The organism is Pseudofrancisella aestuarii (genome assembly GCF_003574475.2).
Lineage (GTDB): Bacteria > Pseudomonadota > Gammaproteobacteria > Francisellales > Francisellaceae > Francisella > Francisella aestuarii.
On record NZ_QLIS02000003.1, the window covers coordinates 1 to 21,557 of the forward strand.

Below are 21,557 nucleotides of genomic sequence, written 5' to 3' on the forward strand. Positions count from 1 at the left end.
TTTAAATATCCAGCCCCTCAGGACCTTCCAACTAACATCATCCGTCAGCCGGTGAAAACATATAATACGCCCTCAATTAACCTTTTGCAATATCTTTTTTATCTTTTTTTAGTTTTTTTCAAAAAAAAGAATTACTAACTTTTTCCATAAAAGAAAAAGTCTTTTAACTTGGTGTTAGCACTTATTTTATTGTTTAATAACACAGATTATTAAACTAAGGAATATTCATGAAATCGCTTTTATCATTCGGAGCTAGTAATAGCAAACAATCTATAAATAAAGAATTTGCCAAATATGTATCAGATTTAATACCTAATACAAAAAATACTTTTCTAGACCTCAATGATTTTGAAATGCCAATTTATAGTATAGACAAAGAAATTAAAGATGGGATACCCTCCTTAGCTTACCAGTTTAAAGAGCTAATTAAAAATACTGACGCTTTAGTTATATCATTAGCAGAACATAATGGTTCTTATTCAGCTGCTTTTAAAAATATTTTTGATTGGATATCTCGCATAAAGGATGGGAGCTTATGGCATGACAAACCTATCTTACTTTTGTCTACATCTCCAGGATTAAGAGGAGGAAAAACTGTTATAACCACAGCAGAAACTACTTTTAGAATAATGTCTAAAGGTCAAGTTACTTCTTTTTCTTTACCTGAGTTTTATAAAAATTTTGATGTAAACAAAGGAGTTACTGATCCTTTGCTAAAAAAGGAGCTCTATAAATGTATAGAAGATTTTACCAAGATTTTAAAAAACAATAAGGACATAGAATAAAATGAAATATGATCTATTTTCGAGAATACTACATTGGACTACTGTATTTCTAATTCTTACAATGTTGACGCTAGGTTGTATATGGTATTTAGGCAAATACAATAATCCTATAGATGAATATTATTACAATATTATGTGGTACCATAAATCTTTTGGCATAACACTACTGATAGTTATGCTTATTCGCGTAACTTGGTTTTTTACGGGAATGAAAAAACCACCATATATTTTTAAAATTCCATCCCATGAAAAGCTATTGGCTAATATAGTACACTTCTTACTATACGCTAGCATCTTTACTATGATATTATCAGGCTGGCTTTTAAGCTCATTCTTACACAAATCAGTGCCCTTCTGGGGAATAGATGTTGCTCTGCCCTTACCTTTAATAAAAAATATTGGTCCAGTATTTGATAATATTCATATTTTTACAGCATGGATATTAATCATCAGTATTGGCTTACATATAGCTGGTGTAATAAAACATATAGCTCAGAAAGAGCCAGTCTTAGAAAGGATGCTATAGATAAATTAGTCTTTAGCTATTAGAAAATCTTTTAGCTCATCAATAAAAATCTTTATATTATTAGATTTTCTCAACCTTACTGAATACAAAGCATACAGAAACTTACTTTCTAACTGGTACTCAGGTAATACTTCTGTTATAAGCTTACTGTCAAGAGCATCTTGAACAACAAATTTTGGTCCCAACATAACCCCCAAACCATTAATGGCTGAACTTTTAAGAAGCTGGCCATTATTACTAATTAAATTTCCCCTAACTAAAACACTGTTTTTTTGACCATCCTTAAAAAAATCCCAATAATCATAAGTTTTATTATTTCTATATAATAAACAATTCGTGCTTGCTAAATCTTCTGGCTTCTTTATTCTATTTTTTTTACAAAATTCTGGACTTGCTACCGCAACTCTCTTAATCTCTAATATTTGCTTAGCTAGAAGCCCTGTATCTGGCAGATCTTTACATATTCTCAATATTATATCACTTGGATTTTTTGAGAAGTCTTCAAGACTATCGTTTAAGTTAATTTGAAGATTTATATTAGGATACTTATTATGAAAACAAGGCACAAAATTTTGCAAATAGACAAGACCTAAAGCCAAAGGCGCACTTATAGTAACAACCCCTTTGACCGAATCATTTTTAACGTCAAGCTCATGCTCAAAGATATCAATTTCATTCAATACATTACAACAATGTTTAAAATACTCTTCACCATCCGCTGTTGGAACAATGCTTCTTGTAGTTCTATTAAATAATTCAATATTTAAAGTACTTTCGAGATAGTTAATCCTCTTACTTACCAGTCCAATTGATATATCTTGATATTCTGCAGCTTTCGTAAAACTTCCTGTTTTGAAAACTGCAGCAAACGTTCTCATGCACGTTAGCTTATCCACACATCTCCCCTAAGAAAATAGAAAAATTAACTATTTAAATATAAAGAATAGTACAGGCTAATAAAAAAGTCTAATCAAGAAATAAAATACACGAACTATTTTATATGAATTCATGGTGGGTGCTGAGGGGTTCGAACCCCCGACCCTCGCCTTGTAAGGGCGATGCTCTCCCAGCTGAGCTAAGCACCCGACTCTTAAAGTCGAAAATGGCGGAGAGGACGGGATTCGAACCCGTGATAGGGTTTAAAGCCTATACTCCCTTAGCAGGGGAGCGCCTTCAGCCTCTCGGCCACCTCTCCTTCACCATGTGAAACACAATTATATATAAATAATCCAATGTGTCAAGAGATTAACTTTAGGATTATCCTATATTTAATTACTCAATTTAGAAGAAAATATTTCCGTTAATTCTTTGGATCTTCTAATATTTGCCTGCATTGCCTTTGCTACTATATTTTTAATACCCTTATCTTCAAAAACTCTTAAAGATTCAGCTGTTGTACCACCCTTTGAAGTAATTTTACTTCTCAAAACTTCTATATCATCATCACTTCGCATAGCCATTTTAGCAGCTCCTAAAGCTGTTTGTGTTACCAAAAGTTTTGCCTGTACAGATGAGAGCCCCATCCTTCTAGCTTCATCAATGACACACTCCATAAATAATAAAAAATAAGCAGGTGCTGATCCTGCGCATGCAGTAACCACATCTATTTTATACTCTTCATCGACAATAACGATCACACCCATAGTTCTCATCATATACTCAACTATCTCTTTCTCTCTATCAGAAACATTTAGATTTAAAAATATTCCACTAGCTCCACACCTAATACTAGCTGGAGTATTTGGCATAACCCTAGCGAGAGATACATCAAAACCAAACAGAGATTTATAAACTGATGAACTAATACCTGCTGCTACAGTAATAATAAAATTATTATTTTCTTTAATAACTTCTTTAATTTGTAAAACAATACCTTCCATTTGTTGCGGCTTAACTGCTAAAACAACTACATGATTATTACTTACCATTTCTTCTAAGTTCTGACTAAAACTTACGCCATATACTTCCGCAAGCTTTTTAAGTTTATCGAGATTTCTATCAAAAACAGTTATATTACTAGGATAAAACCCATCTTCAACAAGCCCAGAAATCATACTTCCAGCCATATTTCCGCCACCTACAAAACAAACTTTAAAATCCATAATTATTTACATTTCTGTTTTATTACACATGAATAAATTTTAACATCCATACTAACTTATTGCTAAAGTATTAAGTAACTTTTATACTACTTAAACCCCGATGTTATCTTTTATCTAAAAGCTTATGAAAGAAATAGTTTTAGCCTCAAGCAATAAAGGGAAAATTAGAGAATTTTCAGAAATTTTTAATAGAATCAATATTTCGATAGTCCCTCAGACCAAATTCAATGTACCTGATGTAGATGAAACTGGTCTTAGTTTTATTGAAAATGCAATAATAAAAGCTAGACACTGTTCAAAATATACTAATCTACCTGCTATAGCAGACGATTCTGGACTATGCGTAGAAGCTCTAAATGGAAACCCTGGAATTTATTCTGCTAGATACTCTGGCACACATGGAGATGATAAAGCAAACAACCAAAAACTTCTTTCTGAACTAGCGCAAGAAAGTAATAGAAAAGCCGAGTTCATATGCGCTATAGCATATGTAAAAAATGAATCCGATCCCACACCTTTAATATCGACTGGAAAATTAGGTGGTATAATTACTCTCGATGAAAAAGGAAAAAAAGGATTTGGATATGACCCCATTTTTCAAATCCCTGAAGAAAATAAAACCTTAGCTCAAATATCTCAAGAACTCAAAAACAAAATAAGTCATAGAGCTAAAGCTTTAGAAAAAATCATTAAACAACTATAAAAAATAAATCTTTATATGCTAAAATGTCTCGAAGCTATAGATTATTTTAGAACTGTAAAAAAGGTAGTTAGATCTTGAGTAAACTTTCAAAGATATTTTACAACATATTTATTTATATATACTCTGGAATATTTACTGCTTATATTCCTATAATTTATATAAAAAAACTAAAAAGAAGTTTAAAAAATAAACTTTATCGAAAGCGATGGTCAGAAAGATTTGGTAACACAAAACTAAGATTAAAAAATTCAATCTGGATCCACTCAGTATCGGTTGGTGAATCGCTATCTGCTGAACCGCTAGTAAAAAAACTTTTAGAAAAAAATCCTAATAGAAATTTCATTATCACAACAACTACGCCTACTGGCAGCGATATAGTAAAAGAACTATATAAAGACTATAAAAATGTTTATCACACTTATATACCTTATGACACTAAAAGTTTTGTGTCTCAATTTATGGCTAGAGTAAATCCTAAAGTATTTATAATTATAGAAACAGAAATCTGGCCGAGTATACTAAACAAGTGTTTTAAAGAAGAAATACCTGTAATCATTGCTAATGCACGATTATCTTATAGGTCTTTCAGAAGATATATAAAAATTCCCTTTGCTAGTGACAATTTATTTAATAGGATATCTCACATTAGCGCTCAAACCCACAAAGATGCAAAAAGATTTGCAACACTTGGAGTTGACAAAAGTAACATAACTGTAACAGGAAACTTGAAATACAGCTTGAAAGTGCCGAACAACTTAGAAAATGAATCAAAAGAAATAAGAGAAAGTATTAAGAACAGGCCTATTTGGATAGCTGCCAGCACTCATAGAGGCGAAGAAGAAATAATCCTAAAGGCTCATGAAAATATCTTAAACATCATTCCAAATTGCTTATTGATATTAGTTCCTCGACATAAAGAAAGATTCAATGAGGTTTCCGGAATCATAAACAATTACAGCTTAACCCAACAAAGAAGAACCAAGTCAAAATCATACATATCAAATGAAACACAGGTTTATCTTGGTGATACAATGGGAGAACTTTTAAATTTATACTTTCTTTCAGATGTAGCTTTTGTAGGAGGAAGCCTAGTCAACAATGGTGGACACAACTTTTTAGAGCCTGCAGCTTTATCTAAAGCAATAATAACTGGACCAAGCCTTTTTAATTTTCGCGCTATTGCTGAATCTTTTAAAAAATTTAATGCTCTAAATATTATAAATACAGATCAAGAACTCTTTAAAATAATCACCAGCCTATTAAACGATAAAGGCCTACTAGAAAAGAACTCAACTGCTGCTTACAAAGCATTTAAGCAAAATAACAATGTGGTAGACAAACAATTTAAAGAAATACAAAAGTTTTTATAATGAACAATTTTTCTCAAACATCAATAATAAAAGACTTTGAACAATTCTCAGATTCATACCTAAATAGCATACATTCCCCCTCTAGTAAATTAGTTGAAGCAATAAAATATTCCTTATTAAATGGTGGTAAAAGAATTAGAGCTCAATTTGTATATACAATAGGAGATATGTTTAAGGTTAATTATTCTGAATGTCATAAGCTTGCACTTGCTATAGAGTCTATACATGCTTACTCTCTAATACATGATGATCTACCAGCTATGGATAATGATTCTTTACGGAGAGGTAAACCAACTTCACATATTAAATTTGGAGAAGCTACAGCCATATTAGCAGGCGATGCTTTACAAACACTAGCCTTTGAAGTTCTACAGAATTTAGAAACAAGCGACATCAAAAATTTTAAAAAAATAAATAAATATTTAGCTAATTGCTCTGGAATTCAAGGGATGGTATCTGGCCAACAGCTAGATATAGAAGGAGAAAATAAACTACTTGCTCTAAATGAGCTAAATATCATACACACCAATAAAACAGCAAAAATGTTTTGTGCAAGTTTCATATTACCATTTTTATTAAGCTCAAAAAAGAATGAGGCAAATATTGAAAAAATTCTTAATTCATTAGCTATCTCTATAGGGTTATGTTTTCAAATAAAAGACGATATTCTTGATGTAACTCAAAGCTCTGAAACATTAGGAAAAACAGCAAATAAAGATGCCTCATCCCAAAAATCAACCTATGTTTCAATACTTGGAATCAATGGCGCAAAAGAAGAACTAATGAAAGAATTAGAAAATATAAATAAATATACATCCATGCTAAAAGAATTAGGCTTTAATTGTTTCAATTTAGAAAAATTAATAAAAATAGTCATTAATAGAAACTATTGATTATTTCTGATAAAATCATCTGATTAAAAAATGTTCAAATAACTTTTTATATATGATATTAAAAAAAGTATATGCATGGTCAATACACCTATTCACAGCGCTAGGTGCTGTTCTAGGGGTATTAGCAATTATTTATTCTATTCAAGCGGCACAAGCTGCGACTCTAAGTGATTTTACTAGCTATTACTACTATCTAAAACTATCACTTTATTGTGTTATAATAGCTATAATTATAGATGCTGTAGATGGGACCCTAGCTAGAACTGTAGATATAAAAAAGCTAGCTCCTTTTGATGGCGCCTTATTAGATAACATAATAGATTTTACAACATACTCTATCGTTCCTTGTATATGGATTTATGTGTCAGGGGTTGTTTCAGAAAGTTGGTTAATACCAAGCATAGTTTTAATAACAATTTCATCATCGTACCAATTTTGCCAACCAAATGCCAAAACCAATGATAATTTTTTTGTTGGCTTTCCTAGCTACTGGAATATAATAGTTATGTTGATGTTATGTTTTCAAACAAATCAAACAGCAAATCAAACAATAATCTTAGTACTATCTATTTTTTCGTTTATCCCTATAAAATATATATATCTATCAAGATTAGATAATATTAGTAAAAGTAAAATTGTTAAATTCATAACTTTAAGCTACTCTATTATTGCTAGCTCAATAACTGTAGTTGCTATTTATCTTTTTCCGCAAAAGGCTCCTGATGAGTTCCTTGTTATAATAATTACTTTTATTATTTTCTATATTATATTCAGTTTCAAACTTAATATAAAACCAATAAAATAACATCAAACGAATTAATATTTATGCTAATATAAAATTATAGTTTTATTCTAAGAATAAATAATATTTTTAAAATATGGAAATTCTAAACAGTCAAGAAAGACAAAAGCTTTTTGTTGAAAATATCTATCCCTATAAGCATAAAATTCCTAGAAAAATATATGATAAGCAAAAATATCATCTACAAATTGAATTACTAAAGCTACAAAAATGGATAAAGGAAAACAATAGAAGATTACTAATAATCTTTGAAGGACGCGATGCAGCAGGGAAAGGTGGAACCATAAAAAGAATGATGGAACATCTCAATCCAAGAGGTGCTCATGTCGTTGCATTAGAAAAACCTACCGAGATAGAAAGAAGCCAGTGGTACTTTCAAAGATATATAGAACATTTACCTTCTGGTGGAGAAATTATTTTATTTGACCGCTCTTGGTACAATAGAGCTGGGGTTGAAAGAGTAATGGGTTTTTGTACCGAAAAAGAATATTTCTCTTTCCTAGAGCAAGTACCTTTACTAGAAAAGATGCTATATGATAGTGGAACAATAATTATAAAATTCTGGTTTTCAGTTAGTAAAGAGGAACAGAAAAGAAGATTCTTTGCAAGAGAAAATGATCCACTTAAACAATGGAAACTAAGCCCTATAGATAAAGCCTCCTTAAATAAATGGGATGAATATACTGAAGCAAAAGAAAGAATGTTTATTTACACAGATAAACCATATTCTCCTTGGGTCATAATAAAGTCTGATGATAAAAAAAGGGCTAGATTAAATGCAATAAGATACATCCTTAACAAACTTCCTTATGATAATAAATGTCCAGATACTGCAATAGAGCCTGATCCATTAATTGTAGGATCCTCGTCAAAAATATATAAATAAATTTGTTTTTGATATTGACTAAGAACAAGTTATAACCTATAATTCTCTTTGTCTTTAGGGGCCTATAGCTCAGTTGGTTAGAGCGCCGGACTCATAATCCGTAGGTCGTAGGTTCGAGTCCTACTGGGCCCACCATTATTCTAATATATTTTATTTGAATTTTTTTATATAAACGATAAATTAAGAAACAACTGATTCTAAATATTTTTGCCTATCTCTATTTGTTAATCTAATTTTATTTTCACTCATTAGCACACCAGGAAATGTTTTTACAAATGAATCTAACATATCAACCATAGATTCGTAGCAAACCTTAACATCATAACCCTCAGAAGCTACTTTCCGATAATTCATAACTATTATTATAGACTTTACTTTAGTAATCCCTTCAAAAGTTTGAGACTCATTATCAGGCAAAACGCTATATATAACATCTTTATAACTAACTTTTTGGAATATCCCTTCTACAAGCTTAATACCATATCCTTTAAAAAATGAATTGAAATCTTTAAGATCCATCTCTTGAAAGCTTTCAAAATAAAATAAAGAAAAACCTTGTTTTAAATATTCATATTCATTTTTATGCTCAACGATTTCAGCAACATCAGAGTCTACATTTCCTGTTTCTATAGAAAGATTAATTAATTGACTATTTATAGCCTCTAATTTATTTAATTGCTTTTGTCTAAGCCCTTTTCTATAAAAATCTATGACTATAAGTACAACTAAAAGTAATGATAAACTTAAAATTAAAAACATAAGATAACCCTAACTTAAATTTAGATAATAATTATATATCTTTTACTAAAAAAAATTAACAAGTAGATGATAAAAGTTTTTGAATCTCTTCTACTATTTTAATATCCGTATCTACTATCATATTTTTATGTATCTCATTAAACTCTGATATTATTCTCTTATTTCTAGCATCATCATCAAACAATCTCTTCAATTGAAATAAAACATTTTCGACAGTGAAATCTTCTTGTATTAGCTCTGAAATAATCTCTTTACCTGATAAAATATTTGGAAAAGCAAAATAACTATGCTTACCTTTTACAAGAAGCCTTGCTAGAAAAGCTGAAATTTTTGAAAGCTTATATCCAACAACCATAGGCAATTTATAAAGCATAGTCTCTAGAGTCGCTGTACCTGAAGATAATAAGCAAAAATCAGATGCTTTTAATATTTCATGAGAATGCCCTTCATATATAATTATCGGTAAAGCATTTATTTTTTCTTTATATTCTTCAAATATTGATCTTAATGATGGCTTAGCTATAGGAATAACTGCTTTATAAGCATATCCATCTTTCTTCAGCTTATCTAATGCATCTAAAAATACAGGTAAAAGCTTTGTTACTTCACTTTTTCTACTTCCTGGAAGTACTGCCAATATAGTATCTTCTAAACTTAAACCAAGCTCTTTTCTATACTTCTCTTTATCTACCTCTAAAGGTATCGCCTTTGCTAAAGGATGACCCACAAAAACAGCTTTAAAATTATGTCTTGTTTTATAATACTCTTCTTCAAAAGGTAGTATAGCCAATATAGTATCTGTCGCTTTTTTTATCTTTTTTATTCTATACTCTCTCCAAGCCCAAATCTTAGGACTTACATAATGTACAGTTTTTATTCCAGCTTGTCGTAGTTTTTTCTCAACAGTCAAATTAAAATCAGGTGCATCTATCCCTATAAAAATATCAGGCTTATTTTCTTTAAAGTGATTAATCACTTTTTTCCTAATATTTAATATTTGAATACCTTTAGACAAAACTTCAAAAAAACCTATAACTGAAAGAGCTTCCATTGGATATAAAGTATTAAAACCATTTGCTACCATTTTTGGACCACCTATTCCTTCTATGATAGCATCAGGATAAGTTTTCCTAAGCTCTTTTACTAGACTTGCTCCAAGCTGATCTCCAGATAGCTCGCCAGCAACTATTCCTATTCTCACTACTTGAGTATTCCTCTATCTGTTGATTCTATAACATCCACAAATGGTTTAATATAAGCATGCTCTTCAGCCATATCTTTTATTAAAGGATATGCTTCTTTGAGAGTTAATCCTTGTCTGTACAACAAACGATAAACTTCTTTTATTTTACGCATTTGGTCTGTATCAAAACCTCTTCTTTTAAGCCCTTCAGAGTTTATTCCACAAGGACTTGCATGAGCACCCCTACCAGTAACCATAATATAAGGGGGAACATCTTTACCTATTAAAGCTGCATGAGCAATAAATGAATGAGCTCCAATTCTACAAAACTGATGTACTCCTACATTAGCGCTTATTATTACAAAATCATCTACTCTCACATGCCCAGCTAGGCCAACGTTATTAACTAAAGATACATAATTTCCTATTTTACAATCATGTCCTATATGAACATAACACATTATAAGATTATTATTTCCTATTCTAGTAATCTGTTCTTCTTTAGAAGTACCTCCATGAATAGTAGCACACTCTCTTATAATATTATTATCACCTATAATAACCTGAGAAAACTCACCTTTATAGGTGTAATCAATAGGATCATACCCTATTGAAGCAAATTGGAATATTTTATTATTCTTACCAAGAATCGCATCACTTCCAATAGTTACATGGCTTAGTAGTTCTGTACCTTCCCCAATAACTGCATTCTCACCTACCACACAGAAAGGACCTATTTTAGCACTCTCAGCTATTTTAGCACTTTCATGAACTACTGCTGAACTATGTATCACGATTAATAATCCTTATAAGCCGCCATTAACTCTGCTGAACAAACGATTTGATCATTTACTTTTGCTACTGATTGAGCTGTGCAAATAATATTCTTTTGTTTTACCATTCTAGATTCAATAATTAAAACATCACCTGGCATAACAGGTCTTTTAACACGGACTTTATCTATCCCAGCTAACATAAAAGTTCTTCTTCCACCACCAGCTCTTGCAACTACTTCAGCAAATAGCTTCTCAGCCATTAATTCTCCTAGAATTGCTGTAGCCTGAGCCATTGCCTCAACGATAAGAACGCCCGGCATAACTGGAAATTCAGGAAAATGTCCATTAAAAAATTCTTCATTAACTGTCACATTTTTTTGAGCAATAATTGACCTTTCTTCAATATCCCAGTCAAGAATTTTGTCTAAAAGTGCAAAAGGATATCTATGTGGTAAAATTTTCTTTATACCCATAATATCTATCTGTTTACTATTTTCATTAAACTGACTCATAACAACCCTTCATTATTTATTAAACTTCTTTTCCAACTCTTTAACTCTAGCCATTAGCTTATCTATCTTAGATAACCTTGCGACAAACCTACCCCATTCAATTCTGGGTTTAGCTTCAAATGCTGCATAATACATACCAGGTTTAGTTACGGACTTCCCTATATTAGATGCACCACCTATCACAGTATTATCACAGATGCTAATATGCCCCGTAATAGCAGATTGACCTCCTATCAGGCAATTATTACCTATCTTAGTGCTACCCGCAACAGCTGTTAACCCAGCAAGGGCAGTATTCTCACCAATAATTACATTATGAGCTATCTGTACTAAATTATCAATACGTGCCCCTTTTTTAATAATAGTATCATCGATAGCTCCTCTATCAACAGTTGTGCCTGCACCAATCTCAACATCATCTTCAACAATAACTCTTCCAAGCTGAGGTATTTTTGTCCAAGATCCATCTTCATTACGTGCATTACCAAAACCATCACAACCTATAGCAGTATTTTGATGAATTATGCATTCAGCGCCTATTTCAACATCATGTGCTATTGAAACATTACTTTTAATTACTGTTGCTCTGCCTATCTTTGTATTATTATCTATTGTACAGCAAGCACCTATAACAACATCGTCAGCCAAAACAACATCCTCACCAATAACAGCATTTGCATCAATAGTAACATTATTGCCAATAATAGCACTTGCCGCTATTACAGCTTTACTATGAATCTTACCACTAGGCTTAGGACTTTTGTCAAAAAGCTCCATAACTTTAGCTAAAGCCATATAAGGATTAGATAATACAACTGCATTTGTATTACAATAAGGAAGAGCTTCCTCTGTGACTAATACAGCAGAAGCTTTAGTTTCTTTTAAATCCTTCAAATATTTTGGATTTGTGCAAAAGGAAATATCACCAACTTTAGCTTGAGATAACGTCGCTATTTTTGCTATCTCTATATTCTCATCCCCATGTACTACACCATCAAGCTTTTCAGCCAATAATTTTAATGAAAACATTAACTCTCCAACTATAATTATAAATCTTATTTTCTATTTATTCATTAAAGCAACTACATCGCTCGATATATCATCAATACCATTTGAGTAAGCTAATGATTGAGTTGTAACAACCATATTATATCCTTTCTGTTTAGCAACACTGCTAACTGCGGCATCAAAAGATGCTTGGAACTTATTAGAAAGTTCTTCTTTTTTAGTATATTCTTTTTTCTGCAAAGCTTGGGCTTTTTCTGTGAATAGCTGATACTCTTTCTGAATTTCTTCTTGTTTACTAGTCAACGCTGCTTTAGTCATAGTAGCAGAGCCTTTCTGTAAATCTTGCGCTTGTTGACTTATCTTATCCTGCTCCTGCTTAAGCTTATTTGCTTCTGGTTTAATCTCATTTTCAATCTGCTTAACACTAAGTGATCCTAAATTAGCATCATTAAAGATCTGAACAGGATTTACAACTGCTATTTTTGTCTCCGCATAAGAGGTTGAAGCACCTGCTATAATCATCGATATTGCCAAAAGTGTTTTCTTTTTCATTTTTTATACTCCTTTTATTACTAAAAATTTTGTCCTAATGAGATTTGAATACTTTGTACTATATCACCAGGTTTAACATTAAATGGCTGAGCAACAGATACTGCTAATGGACCCACTGGAGACGCCCACCTAAACTCTAAACCAACAGAATACTTTAAATTTGCAAATGAAGGGACTGTATCAAATGCAGCAGGTGTTGGTGCAACAACCCCTAATGGCAAATCATAAGTAGTATATGTATTCCCTAAATCAAAAAATGCTCCAACTCTCATGTTTGAACTATCTTTAATAAATGGTACTGGGAATAATAAATCATAGTTATTATAAATATTCAAGTTACCACCAATAGCATTACCTAATTTACCTGTCTTATAATCTATATCTCTTGGACCAAAAGAACCCTGAAGAAAACCTCTAACACTTCCCCAGCCACCTCCGTAGAAGTTCTCATAGAATGGTAAATTTGTTGTATCACCATATCCACCTCCATAGCCAACACCTCCCTTTATTGTAAGAGCTGAAAATTCAGTATTCGGTATAGCTATATTATAAGTTCCACTAGCTTGTATTTTATAAGCTTGTATCCCACTAAGATATGGAAGGTTAATAGAACCATTCAAATCAAATGATCCTCCAGCAGTTGGAAACATATATCTATTTGATGAATCATAATTCCAACCTGCAGTAATTGCAGGCTCATTAAACTGGTGTTTACCGCCATTTTGAGCTATAAAATAATCGACTATTGATGAATTAAAACCTGTAGATTGCTTTATATCATTATTTGCGTAAGTTATACCCCAATTTATATTATCAAAAGCCGAAAGAGGAACTCCATACATTAATCTTGCACCAAAGGTATCAAGCTGATAAGCTGCGATTGCATCAGTTTTTGCAAAATTAGATCTATTAGCATATGCAGAAATACTTTGACTTATTCCAGAAGTAGTAAAATAAGGATCAATATAACTAAGTGATAAGTTCTGAAATGGTATAGATAGCTGTGCATCAATATTAAATGTGTTGCCAGTACCAAAAACGTTAGGCATATTTAACTTACCACCTATCATAACCCCATAAAGGTCAGAGTAGCCTAAACTTCCACTAATAGAATTAGCATTTTTTTCTTTTATGTTATAATTAACATCAACTAAATCATCACTTCCTTCAACAGGAACCAACTCCATATCCGCGGAAGCCACATATGGCAATTGAGAAAGTCTTCTTTGAGACTTATCCATAGCCTCCTTATCATACTGACTCTGCTCATAATATTGTAGTTGTCTACGAAAAACATAGTCATTTGTAACATTATTTCCATTAATATTGATTCTATTTACATAGACTTTCTTACCAGCATCAATCACAATTTTAAAAGAAACTGTTTTTTTATCTTTATTAATTTTTGGAATTGGGTTAACTATTGCAAAAGCATAACCCTTACTACCAAGTAAAGTTTTTATTGCCTCAACAGTATCAACTAGATTCTTTTTAGAGAAAACTTGCCCTTGATGTATCTTTATAAGAGCTTCTATCTCAGATTCTGGAACTATATACTTCCCTTCAAAAGTAACATCTGAGATTTTATAAATGTCTCCCTCAGAAACATCAAATGCAACATATGAATGCTCTTTATCTTTTGACATAGATGCTTGCTTAGATGTTACTTTAAAATCTAAATACCCTCTATCAAGATAATAGTTAGCTAGACCCTCTATAGACTGATCCATCCCAGCTGGAGAATAGCTATCAAATGGTGCTAAAAACCCCCACAAATTCCAAATAGATGGAACCTGAAAAGCTACACTATCTTTAATATCAGAGTCAGGAAAGCTTTTATTACCAACAATATTTACAGCTCCTATTGTGGCTGATTTACCTTCTGCTATATCTATAGAAATATTAACTCTATTATTTGGTAACTCTCTAACATTTTCATCTATAGTTGCACTATATAATCCCATCATGGAATATTGAGTTAAAAGAGATTGCCTTATAAGAAACATCGTATCAGGACTATATATGTTACCCACATATACTCCAGCATCAGTAAATAATTTATCAAGTTCTTCTTTTGTTATTTTTTTATTTCCATTAAAAGAAAAACCTGCAATGATAGGTCTTTCTTTAACATTGATAAACAAATCTCTCCCCTTACGAGAAAGGTCTATACTATCAAAAAACCCAGTTCCATATAAATTATTTATAATTTGATTTGTATCTTCCGGAGTAATATAACTTCCTTTTTCATAGCGAAGCCTACTTTTAACAACATCTTTACTAATACCTTCTAGACCACTTATAGACACATCTCCTAATATAAAACTGTCTGTCGCAGCCTCAGATATAAAAGTTATTCCTACAACTAGAAATATTGTTAAAATTATCTTTCTAATGAAAAAAGACACCTAATTCTCCCCAAGCAAAGCCCTGCTATATTCACGGGCTTTTTGATCTATAACAAAAACTTCTTGTAAATCACTAGGATTTTTAAATCTCAGCTTTTCTAAAATAGCTTTATTATATTCAATTATATCTAAATATTTAATTTTATTGTTTAAAAAGGCGTCTACAAAAACCTCATTAGCAGCATTAAATATAATATTTGCTGCATAATCTTTTTTTCTCAAATTCTCAAAAACTATTTTTAAAGCCTCAAACCTATCAAAACATGCTTTTTCAAAAGTTAATTTCAAATTTATAAAATCCAAAGGAGACACATTGACATTTTCTCTATTTGGATAATACATAGCATTTGCTATAGGAATCCTCATATCCTGAGATCCTAATTGAGCAATATAGCTACCATCTACATACATAACCATAGAGTGTATAACACTCTGCGGATGAATAAGAACTCTTATTTTATCAGCAGGAACATCAAAAAGCCAGTAGGCCTCGACAACCTCTAAAGCTTTATTTACCATAGTTGAAGAGTCTATAGATATCTTTCTACCCATACTCCAATTAGGATGCTTGCAAGCCTGTTCCGGAGTTATTTCAGTTAGTTCATCTAATGATTTATTCCTAAAGGGCCCACCTGAAGCAGTTAGAATTATTTCTTTTACACTTCTAGAAAACTTTGTTGTCTCTAAACACTGAAAAATAGCATTATGCTCACTATCTACAGGAATTAATCTAGCAGAATTATTATTAACCTCATTTGTCAATAAATGCCCAGCTGTAATTAAAGCTTCCTTATTCGCCAGAAGAATAGTCTTGCCAGAAGTGGCTGCCGCAAAAGTTGGCTTTAAACCAGCTATCCCAACTATTGCTGACATTACAACATCAACATCAGTATCACTAGATACTTTTTCTAGAGCCTCTTCTCCAAAAAGAATTTCAACCTCAATATTTGAAATCAAACTATTTAATTGATCTTTAGCCTCTAACGTTGGAACTACTGCATATTTAGGAGAAAACTCCATACACAGTTTTGCTAGTTTAGAAATATTACTAAAAGCAGTTAAAGCATAAACATTGAAGTCCTGCTTTTCTCTAACTATTGCAAGTGTACTATCACCTATAGAGCCAGTAGCTCCGAGGATAGTTATTTTCCTCTTAGAAACCATAAACTTCTATTACTCAAGAACTTCTTCTATCTCATCATCCACAGACTCTTCACAGTCCTCATCCATAGATTGTTTTACTACTTTTAAACTAATGAGTTTTTCAGAATTTTTTAAGTTAATTAGCCTTACGCCTTGAGCAGAGCGACCACACTCTCTAACTTCAGACGATGATGTTCTAACCAAAGTACCATTATTAGTGATTAACACTATATCCTCATCTTCCTCAACCAATACAGCCACAACAACTTGACCATTTCTTTCTGAAGTAGAAATTGCTATAACGCCCTGGCTAGCTCGTTTAGTTTTTCTATACTCTGATACCGAAGTTCTTTTACCATAACCATTTTCTGTTGCAGCCAAAACAACTCCTTCATCTGGGCTAGTAACAAGCATTGAAACTATACTTTGTCCTTTTTGTAAACGCATACCTGTCACACCTTGTGCAGAACGACCCATAGCTCTTACATCAGACTCATTAAATCTAATAGCTTTACCAGCATTTGAGAACATCATTATTTGCTTATTACCATCAGTTAAAGCAACATATGAAAGCTCATCTTTTTCAACTAGCCCAATAGCTATCTTACCAGTTGATCTAGGACGTGCAAACTCAGATAAATCAACCTTTTTAACTCTACCAAGCTTTGTAGCCATAAAAATAAAGTATCCTGGAGTAAACTCAGAAACTGGCATTAAAGCAGTAATTTTCTCATCTTTTTCTAAAGGAAGTATATTATTTATTGGCCTTCCTTTTGATATTCTACCCGCAACAGGGAAGTCATAAACCTTAGTCCAATAAACTCTACCCAAACTTGAGAAACAAAGCATAGTATCATGAGTTGAAGCTAACATTAACTTAAAGATACTGTCTTCCTCTTTAGTTTTAGTTGCAGATTTTCCTACTCCGCCTCGTTTTTGAGCATTATATGAACTTAATGGCTGACTCTTAACGTATCCATCCATTGATAGCGTTACAACCATATCTTCTTCAGCAATCAAATCTTCTCTTGTTAGATCTAGTCTAGACTCAATAATCTCTGACTTTCTTGAATCACCGAAGTTTTCTCTTATCTCAACAAGCTCTTCTTTTACAACCCTAATAAGTTCTTCAACATTACTTAAAATACCTATTAAGTATTTAATTCTATCAATTAACTCTTTAAATTCTGACACAATCTTATCTTGCTCAAGACCAGTTAACCTATGCAATCTTAAAGCTAATATTGCCTCTGCCTGCTCTTCTGTTAAGTTATATAAGGCACTTTCTTGAATACCATAGTGTAATGACAATGTCTCTTTTCTATACATCTTGACATCAACACCTTCTAACATACTCTTAACTATCGCACCATTCCAAGATCTAGCAAGCATTGATTCTTTTGCATCTGCTGGACTTGGTGAAGCTTTAATAAGCTCTATCATCTCATCAATATTTGACAAAGATAATAATAAACCTTCTAAAATATGCGCTCTTTCTTTTGACTTTCTCAACTCAAAAACTGTTCTTCTAGTTACAACTTCTTTTCTGTGCTTTATAAACTGTTCTAAAATTGCTTTAAGACCTAAGAGTTTTGGTCTATTGTCACTAAGAGCAACCATGTTTATACCAAAGCTACATTGTAGTTGTGTTTGTGCATAAAGACTGTTCAAAAGAACTTCAGGAGAATCATCTCTCTTAACATCTATAACAACCCTTATACCATCTTTATCAGACTCATCTCTTAACTCAGAAATACCGCTAATTTTTTTATCTTTAACGAGCTCAGCTATTTTTTCTACTAGTTTAGCTTTATTTACTTGATATGGTATTTCTGTAACTATAATCTGAGATCTACCACTAGCTTCATCTTCCTCTATAGTCGCTCTAGAGCGCATAATTACACGACCACGACCAGTCTTATAAGCCTCTAAAATACCATCTGTACCATTAATTAAAGCTCCTGTAGGAAAATCAGGGGCCGGAATATACTTTATTAAATCTTCAGTTTCTAAACTTGGTTCATCTATTAATGCCATAACTCCATTAATAACTTCTGACATATTATGTGGCGGAATATTTGTTGCCATACCAACTGCAATACCAGAAGAGCCATTAACTAAAAGATTAGGAACTCTAGTTGGCAAAACGTCAGGAACCAATTCTGTATTATCATAGTTTGGAGAGAAATCTACAGTTTCTTTATCTATATCCACTAAAAGCTCATGTGTAAGCTTTTCCATTCTAATTTCTGTATAACGCATCGCAGCTGGAGCATCACCATCAACAGAACCAAAGTTACCTTGGCCATCAACAAGTGTATAACGAAGAGAAAATGGTTGAGCCATTCTGACTATAGTATCATAAACAGCTGTATCCCCATGAGGGTGATATTTACCTATAACATCACCGACAACCCTAGCAGACTTTTTGTAAGGTTTATTATAGTAGTTAGATAATTCATTCATCGCAAATAGCACACGACGATGAACTGGCTTTAAACCATCTCTAACATCAGGAAGAGCTCTCCCAACGATTACACTCATCGCATAATCTAAATACGATTGCTTAAGCTCTTTTTCTATATTTACAGAAGAAACTTCTTTACCAAAAGCTGACATTTACCACTTTCTCAAAAACTAGAGTCACATGGCAAATATTATAACATACACTATCTCAAAATACATCCTTTGAACCAACAGGAAGCCTAGCTAAGCTTATAAAGCCCAATTTATTGGATCCAATCCCTTTTTAATTAAAAAATCATTACATTTAATAAAATGATTGCATCCTAAAAAACCTCGATGTGCGGATAATGGTGACGGATGCGTTGACTCTAAAATTAGATGCTTAGAGTCATCAATCAGATCTTTTTTCTTACGTGCATGACTACCCCAAAGCATAAAGACAACGTTTTCTTTATTATCTGATATTTTCTTTATGACAGTATCAGTAAAGATGCCCCAACCTATATCTTTATGAGAATTTGCTTTATGAGCCTCCACTGTAAGGGTTGTGTTAAGCAAAAAAACACCTTGTTTTGCCCAACTCGTGAGACATCCATGGCTTGGCTCACTAAAACCAGTCACACTTCTAGCAAGCTCCTTATACATATTTTTAAGAGATGGGGGAACATCAACTCCCTCTTGAACGGAGAATGCTAATCCATGTGCTTGATTAAAGTTATGGTAAGGATCCTGTCCAAGTATAACAACCTTTAGATCCTCAAACTCTGTATATTTAAAAGCATTAAAAATATTTTCTTTAATAGGAAATATTGTTTTACCTTGCCTAATCTCATTTGCTAAAAAGTTTAATATCTCATTAAAATAAGGTTTCTGCTTTTCTTCTGATAAAATATCTGACCAAATCATATCTTAACTCCAAAACTTTGAAACGCCAGGTGTCTTAATACCAACTCCTTCAGAAGTAACAAAAATCATATTATCACCACATTTCATTACAATTTGCTTCTTATTTTGCACAATCATACAATCTTTACTAGTATCAATATACTGCTGAGCTTGCTCTGCTGTTGCATTTTTAGGAAGCTCATTATTTTGATCAGTTGCAGCAATCAAAACACTTGGAATTAACATTACTAGTAAAAAACTTCTTCCAAAGAATTTCATAGAAAATTTAAAGAACTTTATTTACTTATAAGTATAACAAAATAGGATAAATAAAAAGATAAAAAGCTTTAGGTTAAAAACTTAGAGAGTAATTATTTTTTCTTTTTTTGAGGAGGAAGATCTGTTGCGGTACCTTCAAACACCTCTGTAGCCATCATTAAACTTTCAGATAAAGTTGGATGTGGATGAACTGTTAATGCGATATCTTCAGCATCACAACCCATTTCAATAGCTAAAGCAGCTTCTGAAATAAGCTCACCAGCATTAGTACCAACAATAGAAGCTCCAATAATTCTGTGATCTTCATCAAACAATACTTTAGTCATACCTTCAGATCTTCCGATACTTAAAGATCTACCACTTGCTGCCCAAGGGAACACACCCTTTTCATACTTAATACCTTTAGCTTTAGCAGAAGTTTCAGTCTCACCAACCCAAGCAACTTCCGGATCTGTATAAGCAACAGCAGGAATCACTAAAGGATCAAAACTATGGTTTAAACCAGAAATAACTTCAGCAGCAGTTCTTCCTTCTGGCACAGCTTTATGTGCAAGCATTGGTTGACCAACAACATCACCAATTGCAAAAATATGAGGAACATTCGTACGACATTGTTTATCTACCGGAATAAAGCCTCTTTCATCGACTTTAACCCCAGCTTTCTCAGCATCAATAAGCTTACCATTTGGCTTACGTCCAATAGCCATCAATACCTTATCATATCTTTCTTCTTTAGCTGAATGTTGACCTTCCATAGTAACATAGATGCCATCTTTACGAGCATCCATAGCTGTAACACCTGTCTTTAAACGGATGTCATAACGAGAATTCATTTTCTCATAAGCTTTTACCATATCTTTATCAACGCCATTCATAAGCTGATCAGCAAACTCAACAACAGTAATCTTAGTTCCTAACTCAGAGTAAACTTGAGCCATTTCAAGACCAATAATACCACCACCAACTACAAGCATAGTATCTGGGATATCTTTCATTTCAAGAGCACCAGTAGAATCAATAATACGATCATCTTTTGGCACAAAAGGTAAATTGATTACACTAGATCCAGCAGCAATAATACAGTTTTCAAAAGCTACTTTTTTAACCGATCCATCTGGAGTTTCTACAGCAATTTCTTTATCAGAAGTGAATTTACCATAACCTTGTACAATCTCAACACCCCTTTGCTTAGCCATTCCTTTTAGACCAACAGTTAATTTCTTAACAACATTAGCCTTATACTCGACAACCTTATCTTTATTAATTTTAAGATCGCCCATTTCAATAATGCCATCTGCCGCTAAATGTCTAGCTTCATTAATAACTTTAGCAACATGTAAAAGTGCTTTTGAAGGAATACAACCAACATTTAAACAAACACCACCAATATCAGCATATTTTTCAATCAATACAACTTTTTTACCTAAATCAGCAGCTCTAAAAGCAGCACTATAACCGCCAGGACCACTACCTAAAACGACAACTTCAGTTTTAATATCACTCATTTTATTAAACCCCG

At 32.4% G+C, this 21,557-nt stretch carries 21 protein-coding genes and 3 tRNA genes; 8 read left to right on the top strand and 16 right to left on the bottom strand.

Going from position 1 to position 21,557, the window contains the following annotated elements; genetic code table 11:
* Positions 1-227: 227 nt before the first annotated feature.
* Positions 228-785 carry an NADPH-dependent FMN reductase gene (locus DNK87_RS06865; protein ID WP_119330848.1) on the top strand — a complete coding sequence of 186 codons (558 nt, stop codon included), beginning with the start codon at positions 228-230 and terminating at the stop codon, positions 783-785.
* Position 786: 1 nt separating this feature from the next.
* Positions 787-1,311 carry a cytochrome b gene (locus DNK87_RS06870; protein WP_119330849.1) on the top strand — a complete coding sequence of 175 codons (525 nt, stop codon included), beginning with the start codon at positions 787-789 and terminating at the stop codon, positions 1,309-1,311.
* 5 nt (positions 1,312-1,316) lie between these two features.
* Here the strand turns inward: DNK87_RS06870 and DNK87_RS06875 are convergent, their stop codons facing one another.
* From DNK87_RS06875 to proC, 4 genes are all read right to left on the bottom strand, one after another.
* Positions 1,317-2,207, bottom strand: coding sequence for a LysR family transcriptional regulator (locus tag DNK87_RS06875; RefSeq protein WP_154401847.1), 891 nt, complete (start codon positions 2,205-2,207; stop codon positions 1,317-1,319).
* A 113-nt stretch (positions 2,208-2,320) separates the two neighbouring features.
* Positions 2,321-2,396: transfer RNA gene (locus DNK87_RS06880), tRNA-Val, on the bottom strand.
* 18 nt (positions 2,397-2,414) lie between these two features.
* Positions 2,415-2,506, bottom strand: a tRNA-Ser gene (locus tag DNK87_RS06885).
* Between the two features lie 73 nt (positions 2,507-2,579).
* Positions 2,580-3,413: a pyrroline-5-carboxylate reductase gene (gene proC / locus DNK87_RS06890; RefSeq protein ID WP_119330851.1), complete on the bottom strand. Its 834-nt coding sequence runs from the start codon at positions 3,411-3,413 to the stop codon at positions 2,580-2,582.
* Positions 3,414-3,537: 124 nt separating this feature from the next.
* Here proC and rdgB point away from each other — a divergent pair, with 124 nt between their 5' ends.
* The 6 genes from rdgB (at position 3,538) to DNK87_RS06920 (ending at position 8,202) form a co-directional block, all read left to right on the top strand.
* Positions 3,538-4,116 carry an RdgB/HAM1 family non-canonical purine NTP pyrophosphatase gene (gene rdgB / locus DNK87_RS06895; protein ID WP_119330852.1) on the top strand — a complete coding sequence of 193 codons (579 nt, stop codon included), beginning with the start codon at positions 3,538-3,540 and terminating at the stop codon, positions 4,114-4,116.
* Between the two features lie 74 nt (positions 4,117-4,190).
* A complete protein-coding gene (gene waaA / locus DNK87_RS06900; RefSeq protein ID WP_119330853.1) occupies positions 4,191-5,486 on the top strand; it encodes a lipid IV(A) 3-deoxy-D-manno-octulosonic acid transferase in 1,296 nt (431 codons plus the stop codon).
* The gene (locus DNK87_RS06905) at positions 5,486-6,379 is read left to right on the top strand and encodes a polyprenyl synthetase family protein (protein WP_119330854.1); all 894 of its coding nucleotides are present in this window, start codon (positions 5,486-5,488) and stop codon (positions 6,377-6,379) included. Before waaA ends, DNK87_RS06905 begins: the two co-directional genes overlap by 1 nt.
* 52 nt (positions 6,380-6,431) lie before the next feature.
* Positions 6,432-7,184 carry a CDP-alcohol phosphatidyltransferase family protein gene (locus tag DNK87_RS06910; RefSeq protein WP_119330855.1) on the top strand — a complete coding sequence of 251 codons (753 nt, stop codon included), beginning with the start codon at positions 6,432-6,434 and terminating at the stop codon, positions 7,182-7,184.
* Positions 7,185-7,257: 73 nt separating this feature from the next.
* Complete coding sequence (gene ppk2, locus DNK87_RS06915) at positions 7,258-8,067, top strand: polyphosphate kinase 2 (RefSeq protein ID WP_119330856.1); 810 nt, start codon at positions 7,258-7,260, stop codon at positions 8,065-8,067.
* A 58-nt stretch (positions 8,068-8,125) separates the two neighbouring features.
* Positions 8,126-8,202 (top strand) — tRNA-Ile (locus tag DNK87_RS06920).
* A 45-nt stretch (positions 8,203-8,247) separates the two neighbouring features.
* Here DNK87_RS06920 and DNK87_RS06925 read toward each other — a convergent pair.
* From DNK87_RS06925 to lpdA, 12 genes are all read right to left on the bottom strand, one after another.
* The gene (locus tag DNK87_RS06925) at positions 8,248-8,826 is read right to left on the bottom strand and encodes a hypothetical protein (RefSeq protein ID WP_119330857.1); all 579 of its coding nucleotides are present in this window, start codon (positions 8,824-8,826) and stop codon (positions 8,248-8,250) included.
* A 55-nt stretch (positions 8,827-8,881) separates the two neighbouring features.
* On the bottom strand, positions 8,882-10,027 hold the full coding sequence (lpxB, locus tag DNK87_RS06930; RefSeq protein WP_119330858.1) for a lipid-A-disaccharide synthase: 1,146 nt from the start codon (positions 10,025-10,027) through the stop codon (positions 8,882-8,884).
* A complete protein-coding gene (lpxA, locus tag DNK87_RS06935) occupies positions 10,027-10,803 on the bottom strand; it encodes an acyl-ACP--UDP-N-acetylglucosamine O-acyltransferase (protein WP_119330859.1) in 777 nt (258 codons plus the stop codon). The genes lpxB and lpxA overlap by 1 nt, the downstream gene beginning before the upstream one ends.
* Positions 10,804-10,805: 2 nt before the next feature.
* Positions 10,806-11,297, bottom strand: a complete 492-nt coding sequence (gene fabZ / locus DNK87_RS06940; RefSeq protein WP_119330860.1) for a 3-hydroxyacyl-ACP dehydratase FabZ — start codon at positions 11,295-11,297, stop codon at positions 10,806-10,808.
* A 12-nt stretch (positions 11,298-11,309) separates the two neighbouring features.
* Positions 11,310-12,326 carry a UDP-3-O-(3-hydroxymyristoyl)glucosamine N-acyltransferase gene (gene lpxD, locus DNK87_RS06945; protein ID WP_119330861.1) on the bottom strand — a complete coding sequence of 339 codons (1,017 nt, stop codon included), beginning with the start codon at positions 12,324-12,326 and terminating at the stop codon, positions 11,310-11,312.
* Between the two features lie 33 nt (positions 12,327-12,359).
* Positions 12,360-12,857: an OmpH/Skp family outer membrane protein gene (locus DNK87_RS06950; RefSeq protein WP_119330862.1), complete on the bottom strand. Its 498-nt coding sequence runs from the start codon at positions 12,855-12,857 to the stop codon at positions 12,360-12,362.
* A gap of 20 nt (positions 12,858-12,877) precedes the next feature.
* Complete coding sequence (gene bamA / locus DNK87_RS06955; RefSeq protein ID WP_119330863.1) at positions 12,878-15,265, bottom strand: outer membrane protein assembly factor BamA; 2,388 nt, start codon at positions 15,263-15,265, stop codon at positions 12,878-12,880.
* The gene (dxr, locus tag DNK87_RS06960) at positions 15,266-16,429 is read right to left on the bottom strand and encodes a 1-deoxy-D-xylulose-5-phosphate reductoisomerase (protein ID WP_119330864.1); all 1,164 of its coding nucleotides are present in this window, start codon (positions 16,427-16,429) and stop codon (positions 15,266-15,268) included. It lies immediately after the preceding gene.
* Positions 16,430-16,438: 9 nt separating this feature from the next.
* A complete protein-coding gene (gene gyrA / locus DNK87_RS06965; RefSeq protein ID WP_119330865.1) occupies positions 16,439-19,027 on the bottom strand; it encodes a DNA gyrase subunit A in 2,589 nt (862 codons plus the stop codon).
* Positions 19,028-19,123: 96 nt separating this feature from the next.
* On the bottom strand, positions 19,124-19,780 hold the full coding sequence (gene ung, locus DNK87_RS06970; protein WP_119330866.1) for a uracil-DNA glycosylase: 657 nt from the start codon (positions 19,778-19,780) through the stop codon (positions 19,124-19,126).
* A 3-nt stretch (positions 19,781-19,783) separates the two neighbouring features.
* Positions 19,784-20,038, bottom strand: a complete 255-nt coding sequence (locus tag DNK87_RS06975; RefSeq protein ID WP_119330867.1) for a hypothetical protein — start codon at positions 20,036-20,038, stop codon at positions 19,784-19,786.
* A gap of 92 nt (positions 20,039-20,130) precedes the next feature.
* Positions 20,131-21,543, bottom strand: a complete 1,413-nt coding sequence (gene lpdA / locus DNK87_RS06980; RefSeq protein WP_119330868.1) for a dihydrolipoyl dehydrogenase — start codon at positions 21,541-21,543, stop codon at positions 20,131-20,133.
* Between the last annotated feature and the right edge of the window lie 14 nt (positions 21,544-21,557).

Excerpts from the sequence above, each read along its gene's own strand:
- DNK87_RS06975 (WP_119330867.1), bottom strand. The coding sequence starts at position 20,038 with ATGAAATTCTTTGGAAGAAGTTTTTTACTAGTAATGTTAATTCCAAGT.
- gyrA (WP_119330865.1), bottom strand. The coding sequence starts at position 19,027 with ATGTCAGCTTTTGGTAAAGAAGTTTCTTCTGTAAATATAGAAAAAGAG.
- DNK87_RS06865 (WP_119330848.1), top strand. The coding sequence starts at position 228 with ATGAAATCGCTTTTATCATTCGGAGCTAGTAATAGCAAACAATCTATA.
- DNK87_RS06950 (WP_119330862.1), bottom strand. The coding sequence starts at position 12,857 with ATGAAAAAGAAAACACTTTTGGCAATATCGATGATTATAGCAGGTGCT.
- rdgB (WP_119330852.1), top strand. The coding sequence starts at position 3,538 with ATGAAAGAAATAGTTTTAGCCTCAAGCAATAAAGGGAAAATTAGAGAA.
- DNK87_RS06870 (WP_119330849.1), top strand. The coding sequence starts at position 787 with ATGAAATATGATCTATTTTCGAGAATACTACATTGGACTACTGTATTT.
- lpdA (WP_119330868.1), bottom strand. The coding sequence starts at position 21,543 with ATGAGTGATATTAAAACTGAAGTTGTCGTTTTAGGTAGTGGTCCTGGC.
- DNK87_RS06905 (WP_119330854.1), top strand. The coding sequence starts at position 5,486 with ATGAACAATTTTTCTCAAACATCAATAATAAAAGACTTTGAACAATTC.
- proC (WP_119330851.1), bottom strand. The coding sequence starts at position 3,413 with ATGGATTTTAAAGTTTGTTTTGTAGGTGGCGGAAATATGGCTGGAAGT.
- ppk2 (WP_119330856.1), top strand. The coding sequence starts at position 7,258 with ATGGAAATTCTAAACAGTCAAGAAAGACAAAAGCTTTTTGTTGAAAAT.
- fabZ (WP_119330860.1), bottom strand. The coding sequence starts at position 11,297 with ATGAGTCAGTTTAATGAAAATAGTAAACAGATAGATATTATGGGTATA.
- dxr (WP_119330864.1), bottom strand. The coding sequence starts at position 16,429 with ATGGTTTCTAAGAGGAAAATAACTATCCTCGGAGCTACTGGCTCTATA.
- DNK87_RS06910 (WP_119330855.1), top strand. The coding sequence starts at position 6,432 with ATGATATTAAAAAAAGTATATGCATGGTCAATACACCTATTCACAGCG.
- ung (WP_119330866.1), bottom strand. The coding sequence starts at position 19,780 with ATGATTTGGTCAGATATTTTATCAGAAGAAAAGCAGAAACCTTATTTT.
- DNK87_RS06925 (WP_119330857.1), bottom strand. The coding sequence starts at position 8,826 with ATGTTTTTAATTTTAAGTTTATCATTACTTTTAGTTGTACTTATAGTC.
- lpxD (WP_119330861.1), bottom strand. The coding sequence starts at position 12,326 with ATGTTTTCATTAAAATTATTGGCTGAAAAGCTTGATGGTGTAGTACAT.